The organism is Azospirillum mesophilum (genome assembly GCF_053470405.2).
Genome location: NZ_JBPXMQ020000020.1, coordinates 59,256 through 72,337, shown reverse-complemented (window position 1 = coordinate 72,337; position 13,082 = coordinate 59,256). Strand labels below are relative to the sequence as shown.

The following is a 13,082-nucleotide window of genomic DNA, read 5'->3' as shown; positions in this document are numbered from 1 at the left end:
TATGCTGATCGCTCTGAGTGGCCTGCCCGGAACCGGCAAGACCACGATCGCCCGCGCGCTGGCTCAAAGCCTGGGCGCGCTTCACCTGCGGGTCGACACCATTGAGCAGGCTCTGCGGTCCACCGGCAGCCTTGGCGCCGACGTCGGCCCCCTCGGCTACGTCGTCGCCTACCGCGTCGCCGAAGACAACCTCCGCCTCGGGGCCACGGTCATCGCCGATTCCGTCAACCCGGTGCAGGCCACGCGCGACGCATGGCGCGCCACGGCGGAACGGGCCGGGGCGAGGCTGATCGAGGTGGAAGTGGTGTGTTCCGATCCGGAGGAGCATCGCCGCCGGATCGAGACCCGGCAGAGCGACATCGACGGGCTCCGCCTTCCCACTTGGGCGGACGTGGTGAACCGCGACTACGAGCCCTGGAGCCAGCCCCGCCTCGTGATCGACACAGCAGGGCGGACGGTCGATGCGTGCGTCGCGGAGGTCACTGAAGAGTAGGTTGTGTTGAGGCGCAGCCGAAACACAACATCGTCGCGGGGCTGGGGTGTTGGGTTTCGCTTTGCTCAACCCAACCTACGGGGTGAACTACCCTAGAGAAGATGAGCAAGATTGCTTTGCAAGCGAATGAAAAATAGAAACCGCAAGGAGAGATTGGTAGTTGAAATTTACCTGTTTTTAAGCGACACCTAAGGGTGTTGCGACATCGGATATATTCCCATGCAGACGCTTGCCGCATATTTCCTGAAAGCCGACCTCAGCAGCGCTGAAGCTGAAGCCCGCGCGGCTTCAATCGACAACGAAATTTCCGTTTGGCTGAAGGAAAAGGGTGCTGAAGACCCAAATCTGGTCGAAGGAAGCTTTAGGTCGTTGACCGGAGATGGAGAAGGAGTCTTCTCGCGTGGGAGGGCAATATCAAAGCTGGGAATGATAGCAAACACCACGCTTGTCGAGGTCGCTCATACAGGGCAAAATTTCACGACCGCCATCCACATTATTAAAGAAGACTCTTCAATTACTGTGTTTTCGACCCTGTCGGTCGCAAACGAAAAAAATGTTATTGCTCCTCACCAGGTCTATCCTCGTTGTCCGAACATAGTACGAAAACTCATTGGGAGCTATGAAGACTGGACTTTTGGTGGAAATCCTGTTCCTTCTGGAAAGGTCATTGATGCTAGTGGAGAGGCGGGTGGAAATGCACTGTGCAAGCAATTAAGTGACCCTAAACGGAACTTTCCCCTCATTGTCGTCTCAATAGATCCCGAAGAACTGGTTTGGGGCGATTTGGCAAACCAAATTGCCCGGGACGTGGTTGGGCTTGCACAGGTCGCAGTTGTAGACGAGGAAGGCTCTTGGGCTATGACTGCTGAGCTCGGCAAAGCGGATTCTTGTTACCTCGGAGCCGTCAGGCTGTATTGGCCGGTCATAAGGGGTGGGTTTAGAAACCTGCGAGGAACGGTTTGGACGCCCAGGCAACTTCGTGCCTTTGGAAACGATCATACGGGTATGAAGCGATTTCAGTCGATGCTGCGCGGAAGGGTGATGTCTGCTGCTGCCTTGACAATAACGCTTCCTGCCACTGCTCGGTCGATTTTTGTTGGTGCGATTTCTGAAAGAATTAGTGAGGCAGAACGCGCGGCGGTTGAGAAAGAGCTTAATTCTATTGTAGAAGAAAATGAAGATTTGGCAAATAAGCTAAATGAAGCAAATAGAAGAATTGCCGATTTGGAAGGGAAAAATTACAGTCTTCGTAAGCAAGTCGAGAAATTTGAGGAATCTGACGAGAGTATTGAAGAATATAGTATCATAGAAAAAAACGAACCACTAAGGCGCGGTGACATTGCTTATTATAAAAAGATTGGTAGTGGCGGAGGTATTGATACTTTAGTGCGAGTCGATGCATGCAATCACAAAGAAAGTTCTTGGCAGTCGGCTTTTAAGGCTGATCAAGCTGTAAAAGGAATTGCCAAACTTGAGGGTCGCCATGACTGGCAGAGCATACAGCACTGTGGCGCATGCACGGGTGGGGGGCGCTGGCGCGTCCGTTGGTGATAAGGGTGATGCGTTGAAGGATGAGGGCAAACAGTCTATTGCGTGAAAAGTAAAACTCGAGACAGAAAAGCCCCGCCGGTTTCCCGGCGGGGCTTCTTGCTTCTCGCGAACCACGCGCTCCGCATGCCCCCTCCCGACCTCCCCCCGCTTTCGCGGGGGGAGGGGAAGGAGTGCAGGTCGCGGGGTGCCTTACGCGGCGACCGTGTCCGCCACTTCCTTGAAGGCTTCGATCTGGTCGAAGTTCATGTAGCGGTAGATGTCGCCGGCCTTCTGGTTCACGACATTCACCTGCTCCAGATACTCGGCCGGGGTCGGCAGCTTGCCCAGCAGGGCGGCGACGGCGGCCAACTCGGCGGAGCCGAGGTAGACGCGGGTGTCGATGCCCAGGCGGTTCGGGAAGTTGCGGGTCGAGGTGGAGATGGCCGTGGAGCCCTTGCGGACCTGCGCCTGGTTGCCCATGCACAGCGAGCAGCCCGGCATCTCCATGCGGGCGCCCGACTTGCCGAGGACGCTGTAGTAGCCTTCCTCGGTCAGGATCTGGGCGTCCATCTTGGTCGGCGGGGCGATCCACAGGCGGGTCGGGATGTCGGACTTGCCTTCCAGGACCTTACCGGCGGCACGGAAGTGGCCGATGTTGGTCATGCAGGAGCCGATGAAGACCTCGTCGATCTTGTCGCCGGCAACCTCGGACAGCAGCTTCACGTCGTCCGGATCGTTCGGGCAAGCGACGATCGGCTCCTTGATGTCGGCCAGATCGATCTCGATCACCGCCGCATACTCGGCGTCGGCGTCCGGCTGCAGCAGGTTCGGGTTGGCGATCCAGGCTTCCATCGCCTTGATGCGGCGGCCGAGCGTGCGGGCGTCCTCGTACCCGTTCGCGATCATCCACTTCATCAGGGTGATGTTGGAGCGCATGTACTCGATGATCGGCTCCTTGTTCAGCCGCACCGTGCAGGCGGCGGCGGAACGCTCGGCCGAGGCGTCGGACAGCTCGAACGCCTGCTCCACCTTCAGGTCGGGCAGACCCTCGATCTCCAGGATGCGGCCGGAGAAGACGTTCTTCTTGCCCTTCTTCTCCACCGTCAGCAGGCCCTGGCGGATGGCGTAGAGCGGGATCGCGTTGACGAGGTCACGCAGGGTAACGCCCGGCTGCATCTGACCCTTGAAGCGGACCAGCACGCTCTCCGGCATGTCCAGCGGCATGACGCCGGTCGCGGCGGCGAAGGCCACGAGGCCCGAGCCGGCCGGGAAGCTGATGCCGATGGGGAAGCGGGTGTGGCTGTCGCCGCCGGTGCCGACGGTGTCCGGCATCAGCAGGCGGTTCAGCCAGGAGTGGATGACGCCGTCGCCCGGACGCAGCGCGACGCCGCCGCGGGTGGAAATGAAGGCCGGCAGCTCGCGGTGCATCTTCACGTCCACGAGCTTCGGATAAGCCGCGGTGTGGCAGAAGGACTGCATGACCAGATCGGCCGAGAAGCCAAGGCAGGCCAGATCCTTCAGCTCGTCGCGGGTCATCGGGCCGGTGGTGTCCTGCGAGCCGACCGTGGTCATCTTCGGCTCGCAGTAAGTGCCCGGACGGACGCCCTTGCCTTCCGGCAGACCGCAGGCGCGGCCGACCATCTTCTGGGCCAGCGAGAAGCCCTTGCCGCTGTCGGCCGGGGCGGACGGCAGGCGGAACAGGGTCGACGGGGCGAGGCCCAGCGCCTCGCGGGCGCGGGCGGTCAGGCCGCGGCCGACGATCAGCGGGATGCGGCCGCCGGCGCGCACCTCGTCGAAGATCACGTCGGACTTGACCTTGAACTCGGTGATGACTTCGCCGTTCTTCAGGGCCTTGCCCTCATACGGGCGCAGCTCGACGACGTCGCCCGTCTCCATCTTGGAGACGTCCAGCTCGATCGGCAGGGCGCCGGCGTCTTCCATGGTGTTGTAGAAGATCGGGGCGATCTTCGAACCCAGGCACACGCCGCCGAAGCGCTTGTTCGGGACGTAGGGGATGTCCTCGCCCGTGAACCACAGAACGGAGTTGGTGGCCGACTTGCGGGAGGAGCCGGTGCCGACCACGTCGCCGACGTAGGCGACGAGGTTGCCGCGGGCCTTCAGGTCCTCAAGCTGCTTCACGGGGCCGCGAACGCCCGGCTCCTCCGGCTCGATGCCGGGGCGCGGGTTCTTCAGCATGGCCAGCGCGTGCAGCGGGATGTCCGGGCGCGACCAAGCGTCCGGGGCCGGCGACAGGTCGTCGGTGTTGGTCTCGCCGGACACCTTGAAGATGGTCAGCGTCATGCTGGCCGGGACTTCCGGACGGGAGGTGAACCACTCCGCATCCGCCCAGGACTGCAGCACGTCCTTGGCGTTGGCGTTGCCCTTGTCGGCCAGTTCCTTGACGTCGTGGAAATAGTCGAACATCAGGAGCGTGGTCTTCAGGCCGGCGGCGGCGGCCTTGCCGCACTCCGCATCGCCCAGCAGGTCGATCAGCGGCTTGATGTTGAAGCCGCCGAGCATGGTGCCCAGCAGCTCCGTCGCCTTGACCTTGGAGATCAGCGGCGAGCTTTCCTTGCCGTTGGCGACGGAGGCCAGGAAGGCGGCCTTCACCTTGGCGGCATCGTCCACGCCCGCCGGGACGCGGTTGGTGATCAGGTCGACCAGGAAATCTTCTTCGCCCTTGGGGGGATTGAGCAGGAGGTTGACCAGCTCCTCGGTCTGCTTGGCCGAAAGCGGCAGGGGCGGAATTCCGAGCGCGGCACGCTCAGCGACATGCTGGCGGTAAGCTTCAAGCACGGTGCGATCCTCTCATCCAAGGTTGCTCACAGATGTCCGTTCCCCCCGGTGTGGGGCACGTCGTCCTTGCGCCGAAGTCTTACCGCACCGGCACCTTCCCATGCCGTGCGACAAAAAATGGCAGGGCAAAGACGCGCACCCCCCGCCGCCGCCCCCTCTTCTCCGAAGGAGCCATCGCGGAACGCCTGTGTCTTACGTCGCCGCTCCGTCAGCGTCAAGTTGACGGTCGTTTCTCTCGGCTTTTTCAGTCCAGGGCCATTGAAGTGGTATTACAACTTGCTCCCGGCGGGCCTGCGGGGGCGTGGCGATTTGCTGGTCTTCACATGGATTCTGCAATGGACCAGCCCGTTCGCGCCCAGCCGGACCCTTGACGGACAGCGGGTTGCAACGGTAAAGCTGACGCTAGAGCAGGGCCTTCGGCGAACATTTCGCCGCCGACGGCGTTTTCGATGAAGACACCCCATCCGAAATCCGCCCCGATGCCCCTCCGACACCGCATCATTGCCTCTCTGCTGAGCGCGCTTCTGGCGCTGGCGCCGGCCGCGCCGGTTCCCGTGCTGTCCATGGTCGCCGGCGCCGCTGTCACGGTCTGGCCGGACACGGCGGAGGCGCGGGCCAGCAGCAGCGGCGGGCGCAGCTCCAGCGGGGGCTACAGCCGCCCCTCGCGGACTCCGTCCTTCTCCACCGGCCCGTCGACCTCGCGCGTGCCGTCGGTCGGTGGCGGAGGGTTCGGGAGCGGCTCGTCCAGCGGCGGCTACAGCCGTCCGCCGTCCAGCGGGGGCTACGCCCGGCCGCAGACCTCGCCGTCCGTCGGCACACCCAGCACCGCACCGCAGAGCGGCAGCGATCTTTCGGTGTCGCGGCGCTCCAGCAGCGAAGCGCTCGAACGCTACCGCGCGCAGCAGGAGCGGGAGCGCACGCCGCCGGTCACCGCCCCGCCGCCGACCACGGCGCAGCGTCCGGACAGCGGTTCGGGGTGGAACTGGGGCGGCGGTGGCGGAAGCTGGGGAGGGAGCTGGGGCACCGGCTGGGGCCAGCGCCGGTCCGGCGGGACCTACCCGACTGCCGGATATCCGGGCGGACCTTACGCGCCGGGCGGCTGGTATGGCGGCTGGCGGGCGCCGGGCTGGGCCTCCGGCGGCTCCCCGACCTTCGGCATCTGGAGCGGGATTTTCCTCTGGTACCTGCTCGACAACCTCAGCCGGCCCGGATACGCGGACTGGTTCCACAACCACCAGGGCGATCCCGGCTACGGCCAGTGGCGGTCCGAGGCGGAGCGGCGGGCTCAGAACGATCCCGAGCTTCGGCAACGGCTCGACGACCTGGACGCGCGCCTGCGCGCCCAGGAGGGCAAGCCGCGCGACCCCAACTACCTCCCGCCGGACGTCCCGCCCAACGTCGCCCAGGCGCAGAGCAGCGAGTCCCAGAGCAGTGCCGACTCCCGCGCCGCTCAGGCCCCGGCGCCGCAGCCGTCCTCGTCGGGCGGGCGGGGCTTCGGGCTGGTGGCCGTTCTGGTGCTGCTCGCCGTCGGCGGCGTGGTCGCGGTGATCGTGCTGCGCCGCCGTTCCGCCTCTTCCGGTCAGGGAGCCTCGACCATGAACCGTTCGCCGCTGGGCACCGCCGCCAACATCATCCGTAACAAGGTGACGGGCGCGAAGTACGAACCGTCGCTGTTCCGCGTCGGCATGACCATCACGCTGGACCCCACGCCTTTCCTGCTGGCCGGCACCGCGACCAAGGTCACGCCGCCCAGCGGGGCCGGCGGCGACACGCTCGTCAGCGTGGAGGCGGTGGGCAAGCTCCAGGACGGCGACGTGGTGCTGCACCGCCTGTATCTTCAGGGCGGGAAGGGCTTCTTCCAAATCCACCTGGGGGCCGACGGCACGCCGGACGAATGCCGCTGGTTCTCGCAGTTGGACGAGGTGCACCCGGCCGATGCGGAGGAATGGGACTTCTGGCTTTCCGAAACGGAAGGGATGATCGGCTACCCGCAGTTCCAGACCAAGGACGGCAAGCTGTACGATCGGCGTTGGACGCCCGGCACCGGGCAGGTCCGGCCCATCACCTTCAATGAGACGCTGACCGACCACCGCGGCAGCCGCACCCGCCGGCTGACCGCCATGCTCTATTCGGCCTCGACCGGCGCCGCCGACCCCGCTCCGGAAACGGAGTATGTATTGGTCGCTGCCATCGAGGACATGGGGCAGGCCTGGGTCGACGTGCGCGCCGGCATCGACGTCAACCCCGCCTCCCTTTCCCTTGCCTGACGATCCTTTTCTGATCTCCCTGACCTGAGCCAGCCCGGACGGACCCGACCATGGACACCAGCTTCGCGCAAATCCTGCAGAGCCTCGAATCCGGACTGCCGCTTCTGGCGCTGCACTTCGGTGCGACGCTGGTCCTGTTCTTCATCGGCGTGGCGATCTACGTCGCAGTGACGCCAATGCACGAGCGCGAACTGCTGGCCGCCGGCAATCAGGCGGCCGGCATCGTGCTGGGCGGCACGGTCGTGGCGCTGGCGATCCCGCTGGCGGCGACGCTGGCGACCAGCCTCGCCCTGCTGGACATCCTGATCTGGGGCGCGGTCGCCCTGGCCTTCCAGCTGTTGACCTTCATGATCGCCATCTGGCTGTTCCGCGACCTGCGGACGATGATCGAATCCGGAAACGTCGCCGCGGGCACGGCGCTGGCGGGCCTCCAGATCGCGGTCGCCCTGTTGAACGCCGGTGCCATGGCGGGCTGAAGGCCCGCCGACATGGACGACGGCGGGCCGTCAGCCCGCCCAACATGAGAGAGGAACCGCAACCATGATCTCGTTCATCCGCAACCTTCTCGGGGTGAAGACCGATCAGGCCGTCCAGTCCGCCGTCGAGGCGCTGGTCCGTTGGGATCCGAAGGCCGCCACGGAGGCCGAGCTGCGCACCATGGAAGAGCACCTGGACCAGCTCGGCCTTCAGGTCGCGCAGGCCCGCGCCGCCTACGAGAAGGAGCAGAAGGAGGCCGACGCGATCTCGCAGCTCTCGCGCCAGCGCATGGCCGCGGCGGAGCATCTGCAAACCCAGCTTGCGGCGGAAACCGACGCCGGCCGCAAGGCGCAGCTTGAAAAGAGCCTGGAGACGCTGGTCACCATGCTCGAACAGATGGCCCCGGACATCGACCGCGAGGAGCAGGACGCCCGTGACGCGAAGGAGTTCCTGGACACTCTGGAGAAGACCTACGCCGAGGCCGGCAACAAGCTGAAGTCCGCCCGCGCCGAACTGCAGCGTGCGGAGCGCGAGATGGGCCGCGCGGCGCAGCAGCGCGACATGGCCCAGCAGCGCGCCGAGGCCGCCCGTCAGGCTGCGGGCCTCAGCAGCGCGACCTCCAGCCTCGGCACGGCGCTGAAGGCGATGCAGGACGCCGCCGCCCGCGACGTCGCCTCGGCCGAGGCTGCCAACAGCAAGGCGCGCTTGCTGAAGCCCAGCAAGCCGGAGGAAGAGGACCCCAACATCAAGGCCGCGCTGGCCGCCGCCTCCGGCGGCACGCCCGCCCCGACCAACCTGTCGGACCGCTTGGCGGCGCTGAAGAACCGGTGATGTCCGGCAGCCGGGGCTAACCCGGCGGGATTCCCAGCCGCAGCAGCATTTCCACCAGGCCGCTCTCGCCCACCGCGAGGGCGGCCTGGCTGGGGGACAGCCAGCGCCGTTCGCGTTCGGCCTTCTCCGGCCACTCGTCCAGTTCCTGATCGACTTCGAGCAGGAAGACGGTGACCGCGCACAGCACCGATTTGTTCGCCGTCAGTCGCTTGATGTAGCGGTAGGAACCGAAGGGGCGGTGCTCAACCTTGCCGCGCACGCCCGCCTCCTCATAGGCCTCGCGCGCCGCCATGGCGTGCGGCTTCACGGCCTTCTCGGCCCAACCCTTGGGGATGATCCACCGCCGGGTCTCGCGCGACGTGACCAGAAGGACTTCCGGACGGCCGTTCACCAGCCGGTAGGGGAGTGCTGCGTACTGAATGTGGTGCGTGCGGTCGCTCATCTTGTCCAAGTGGGCCGATGGAGACGAAAATCCAATTCGGCAAAAGGAATGGTCGGCTCTTTCCTATAACGATGAGCCGATAACGGCTGATATTGCCATCAACGTCCGCAAGCGGGAATTTCTTCCATCGAACGAACGATAAACTTGTAGGCAGGGCTTCCCCTGTCCACGATGCGCCGCCCGGATACGGTGTCGCAGGGGCCGCCTTTCCGCTTGGCAGCGGTGATGGCCCCCGTCTATGCCATCGGCGGCTGTATTGCGAGTCCCTTATGTCCGCCGTTGTTCGGCAAACCATCGTCCTGGAGTCGCCGAGGGCCGCGCCCTTGGCCCTGTCTCTGTTCGCTCACCTTTTGCTGGCCGTGGTGGTGCTGGCCCAACTGATCGGCAATCCGGTTCCCGAGGAGCCGGAGCCCTTGCCGGTGCCGGTGGTGGAGATCGTCGTTCCCGCCCCGGTCGAAGCGCCCGAGGACACGGCCGAGCCGCCGCCGGCCGATACAAATCCAGCCGAGGTACTTCCGCCCGAACCGCTGCCGGAGACGGTCGAGACGACTCCGCCGGCTCCGGCGCTGTCACCGGAGGATGCGGCCGTCGCGGCGACCCCGGCCGTTCCGATCCCGGCGCGAAAGCCGCGAATCCCTTCGGCCTCGCCCTGTCCTGTGGGGATGGTTCCCGTCGGCAAGACGGCCAACGGGGACGTGCGGTGCCGCGCCGTGGAGGCTCCCGTGGTTGCCGCCCCGTCGCCGGAGGCGGCTCCGCAGCCGCGTCTGCGCCTGCCCGGTGGGATGCGTCTGGACGGCAGCGGCGCGCTGGTGCCCGACGACCTGCCGCTGCCGCCCAGCGCGCGGGAGCCGACCCCGGTCGAGCGCGCGGCCACGCAGCTCTCCATCGCCCGGACGCTGCATGTGAAGCCCGATGGTCCGCCCGGCCATCCCCAGCGCCGCGAGGACTTCGGCGCCGCGACCAACAACGAGGTGTCGCGTGTGGTGGCGCCGGTTCTCCCCGTGGAACGCCCGCCGGCGATCCGCGCGACTCTGGAGGACCGGCCATAGGGCGCCCTACCCCCGCGCCAGCGCGGCCAAAACCTTGTCGGGGGTGAGGGGCAGGCTGCGGAAGCGGTGGCCGGTGGCGTGGTGGACGGCGTTGGCGATGGCCGGGGTCACGCCGACCGCGGCGATCTCGGCGAGGCCCTTCACACCCAGCGGGTTGACGTGGGGGTCGTGCTCGTCGACGAAGGTGACGTCCAGGTTCGGCACGTCGGCGTTCACCGGAACCAGATATTCGGCGAGGTTGGCGTTCATCACCTTGCCGAAGCGGTCGTCCCACTCGCTCTGCTCGCTGAGCGCCATGCCGACGCCCAGCACCATGCCGCCGATGCACTGGCTGCGCGCCGTCTTCGGGTTGACGATCCGCCCCGAGCCATAGGCCCCGACCAACCGGGGCACGCGCACGGTGCCGAGCTGCGGGTCGACGCGCACCTCCGCGAAGACGGCGCCGAAGGCGTACATGGAAAAGCGCTTCTGCTCGCTGCCGGGGGAGGCGTCGGCTTCCACGTCGATCTGCGGCAGGGCGTGGCGGCGCAGGATGTCGGCGTAGTCGGCGCCGCGCACCTCCGTGGCCGCGTTGGACAGGGCGCGCATGCGGGCGCGCGCCGCGTTGCAGGCCGCCTGCACGGCGGACCCGACGCTTGCCATGGTGATGGAGCCGCCATGCACCGGCGCCTTGGGCAGGTCGGTGTCGCCCAGTTCGAACCGCACGCGCTCGACGGGCAGGTCCAGAGCCTCCGCCGCGACCTGGGTGATGGAGGTGTAGGTGCCCGGCCCCATGTCGCTGGCAGCGCTGCGCACCAGCGCGGTGCCGTCGTCGCGGATGACCACCGACGCGCTGGCCGCCGCGCGGTGGGTCGGGTAGACCGCCGTCGCCATGCCCCAGCCGACCAGCTCCCGCCCGTCGCGCATGCTGCCGGGGGCGGCACTGCGGTGGCTCCAGCCGAAGCGTCCGGCGGCCACGCGGTAGCACTCGCGCAGCGACTTGCTGGACCAGGGCAGGTCCTTGTTCTCGTCGCGGTCCGCGTGGTTGCGCAGGCGCAGTTCCACCGGGTCGATGCTGGCGGCCTCGGCCAGCTCGTCCATCGCCATCTCCAGCGCCAGCACGCCGGTGATCACGCCCGGCGCCCGCATGGGGCAGGGCGAGGTGCTGTTCATCGGCGCGATCCGGTAGGCGGTGCGCAGGTTCGGCACGGAATAGAGCATGGAGGCCGGCTCGACCGTCGTCTCCGCGTAATCCTCGTAGGCGGAGGTCATGCCGACCGCCTCCTGGATCAGGGCGGTCAGGCGGCCGTCCTCACGCGCGCCCAGCGCCACCCGCTGCACCGTGCGCGGGCGGAAGCCGATGGCCGAGAAGAGCTGCCGCCGGGTCAGCTCCAGCTTCACCGGCCGTCCGGCCATGCGCGCGCCGATGGCCGCCAGCGTGACGTGCGGCCACGTCCGCAGCGCCGAGCCGAAGGCCCCGCCGACGAAGGGCGACACGACGCGGACATTTTCCTCCGGCATGCCGAAGACGTGCGCGATCTCCGCGCGGTCGTTGCCGACCCACTGCGTCTTGTCCCACAGGGTCAGCCTGCCGCCGCCTCCGGCGGCGTTGGAAGGGTCCTCATCCCAGGCGGCGATGGTGACGTGCGGCTCGATGGCGTTGTGGTGCTCCATCGGCTGGTCGTAGGTCACGTCGACGCTGACCGGTGCCGAGGCCAACGCCGCGTCGGCCTGTCCGCGCGCCAGATCGGTGGGCTTGCCGGCCCCCGGCTTGCGGGCGTTCGGGGCGGCGTCCTCGAAGCGGGTGACGGCGGGGGCGGGGTCGTATTCGACACGGACCAGGGCGGCGGCGTGGGTCGCCTGCTCGATGGTTTCGGCCACCACCAGGGCGATGGGCTGGCCGTTGAACTGGATGTCCGGTCCCTGGAGCACGCGGAGCTGGTCGCCCGCCTGCGGGTCCACCTGCGGGCGCTGCGCCATGCTGTTGTAGGGCAGGCGCGGCGCGTTGTGGTGGGTGGCGACGACGAGGACGCCGGGCGCGGCCTCCGCCGCGTCGGTGAACAGCGCGCGGATGCGGCCGGCGGGGATCGTGCTGGTCACGATGGCCGCGTGGGCGAGCCTGTCCGGCCGGAACTCCCCGGCATAGGTGGCGTGGCCGGTCACCTTGGCGCGACCGTCCACGCGGCTGACCGGCTTTCCGATGACGGCGTGTTCGCTCGATCCTGTTCCGGTCACTGGCCACCTCCGACGTCCATCAGGGCGCGGGCCACGGTTCGTTTCAGCATCTCGACCTTGTAGGCGTTGTCGCGGCGGGGCTGGGCGCCGTCGGCGGCGCGGTCGGCGGCGGCCTCGAAGACCGTCGGGCCGGGCGGCCGGCCGAGCAGCAGCGATTCCACGGGGCGCAGGCGCCAGGGCTTGGTGCCGACGCCGCCCACCGCGACGCGCGCGTCGCGGATGGTGCCGCCGTCCACCTCCAGCGCCACGGCGGCCGAGACCAGCGCCCATTCGAAGGTCGCGCGGTCGCGCACCTTCACATAGTGGGAATGGCGCGCGGCGGCGCTGGCCGGGATGGTGATCGCGGTGATCAGGTCGCCCGGCTGGAGCACGGTCTCCAGATGCGGCGTGTTGCCGGGGAGGCGGTAGAGGTTTTCCACCGACACCTCGTCCTCGCCGTCCGGTCCCAGGATGGACACCCGCGCGTCCAGCGCCACCAGTGCCACCGCGAGGTCGGAGGGGTGGGCGGCGATGCAGCGGTCGCTGACGCCCAGGATCGCGTGGATGCGGTTCAGCCCGTCCAGCGCCGAACAGTCGCTGTCCGGATCGCGCTTGTTGCAGGGCGTGGTCACGTCGCGGAAATACGGGCAGCGGGTGCGCTGGAGCAGGTTGCCGCCGATGGTCGCGAGATTGCGCACCTGGGTGGAGGCGCTTTCCATCAGCGCCTTCGCCACCACGGGCCAGTCGCGCCGCACGCGCGGGTCGGCGGCCAGCTCGCTCATGCGGACCAGCGCGCCGACGCGCAGGTTTCCGTCCTTCTCCTCGATGCCGCGTAGATCCAGGCCGTTGATGTCGATCAGTTCGGCCGGTGTGCGCACCCGCTCCTTCAGCAGTTGCAGCAGGTCGGTGCCGCCGGCGATGATGTCCGGATGCGGCGGGCGGGAGCCGCGCGTCGTCACGTCCTGCGGGGTCCGGGCGGCGGTGTAGCCGAAGGGATGCATGGC

General features: G+C 67.1%; 10 protein-coding genes. 6 read left to right on the top strand and 4 right to left on the bottom strand.

Annotated features, from left to right (window positions below):
• Window position 1 precedes the first annotated feature (1 nt).
• Together ACSVC7_RS19565 and ACSVC7_RS19560 are read left to right on the top strand one after the other, a co-directional pair.
• The gene (locus ACSVC7_RS19565) at window positions 2–493 is read left to right on the top strand and encodes a P-loop nucleotide/nucleoside kinase family protein (protein WP_448205932.1); all 492 of its coding nucleotides are present in this window, start codon (window positions 2–4) and stop codon (window positions 491–493) included.
• Between the two features lie 219 nt (window positions 494–712).
• Window positions 713–2,044: a hypothetical protein gene (locus ACSVC7_RS19560; protein WP_448205933.1), complete on the top strand. Its 1,332-nt coding sequence runs from the start codon at window positions 713–715 to the stop codon at window positions 2,042–2,044.
• A 189-nt stretch (window positions 2,045–2,233) separates the two neighbouring features.
• Here ACSVC7_RS19560 and acnB read toward each other — a convergent pair whose 3' ends face one another.
• Window positions 2,234–4,819 carry a bifunctional aconitate hydratase 2/2-methylisocitrate dehydratase gene (acnB, locus tag ACSVC7_RS19555; RefSeq protein WP_448205934.1) on the bottom strand — a complete coding sequence of 862 codons (2,586 nt, stop codon included), beginning with the start codon at window positions 4,817–4,819 and terminating at the stop codon, window positions 2,234–2,236.
• Between the two features lie 479 nt (window positions 4,820–5,298).
• Here acnB and ACSVC7_RS19550 point away from each other — a divergent pair, with 479 nt between their 5' ends.
• The 3 genes from ACSVC7_RS19550 (at window position 5,299) to ACSVC7_RS19540 (ending at window position 8,394) form a co-directional block, all read left to right on the top strand.
• Window positions 5,299–7,086, top strand: coding sequence for a DUF2491 family protein (locus ACSVC7_RS19550; protein ID WP_448205935.1), 1,788 nt, complete (start codon window positions 5,299–5,301; stop codon window positions 7,084–7,086).
• A gap of 50 nt (window positions 7,087–7,136) precedes the next feature.
• The gene (locus ACSVC7_RS19545; RefSeq protein WP_448205936.1) at window positions 7,137–7,562 is read left to right on the top strand and encodes a DUF350 domain-containing protein; all 426 of its coding nucleotides are present in this window, start codon (window positions 7,137–7,139) and stop codon (window positions 7,560–7,562) included.
• Window positions 7,563–7,626: 64 nt separating this feature from the next.
• Window positions 7,627–8,394: a hypothetical protein gene (locus ACSVC7_RS19540; protein WP_448205937.1), complete on the top strand. Its 768-nt coding sequence runs from the start codon at window positions 7,627–7,629 to the stop codon at window positions 8,392–8,394.
• 16 nt (window positions 8,395–8,410) lie between these two features.
• On the opposite strand, the gene ACSVC7_RS19535 is transcribed toward ACSVC7_RS19540, so the two are convergent.
• Window positions 8,411–8,836, bottom strand: coding sequence for an NUDIX hydrolase (locus ACSVC7_RS19535; protein WP_448205938.1), 426 nt, complete (start codon window positions 8,834–8,836; stop codon window positions 8,411–8,413).
• A 269-nt stretch (window positions 8,837–9,105) separates the two neighbouring features.
• On the opposite strand from ACSVC7_RS19535, the gene ACSVC7_RS19530 reads away from it, so the two are divergent.
• Complete coding sequence (locus tag ACSVC7_RS19530) at window positions 9,106–9,885, top strand: hypothetical protein (RefSeq protein ID WP_448205939.1); 780 nt, start codon at window positions 9,106–9,108, stop codon at window positions 9,883–9,885.
• A 6-nt stretch (window positions 9,886–9,891) separates the two neighbouring features.
• On the opposite strand, the gene ACSVC7_RS19525 is transcribed toward ACSVC7_RS19530, so the two are convergent.
• Both ACSVC7_RS19525 and ACSVC7_RS19520 read right to left on the bottom strand, forming a co-directional pair.
• Window positions 9,892–12,099: a xanthine dehydrogenase family protein molybdopterin-binding subunit gene (locus tag ACSVC7_RS19525; RefSeq protein WP_448205940.1), complete on the bottom strand. Its 2,208-nt coding sequence runs from the start codon at window positions 12,097–12,099 to the stop codon at window positions 9,892–9,894.
• On the bottom strand, window positions 12,096–13,079 hold the full coding sequence (locus ACSVC7_RS19520; RefSeq protein WP_448205941.1) for an FAD binding domain-containing protein: 984 nt from the start codon (window positions 13,077–13,079) through the stop codon (window positions 12,096–12,098). The genes ACSVC7_RS19525 and ACSVC7_RS19520 overlap by 4 nt, the downstream gene beginning before the upstream one ends.
• Window positions 13,080–13,082: the final 3 nt, after the last annotated feature.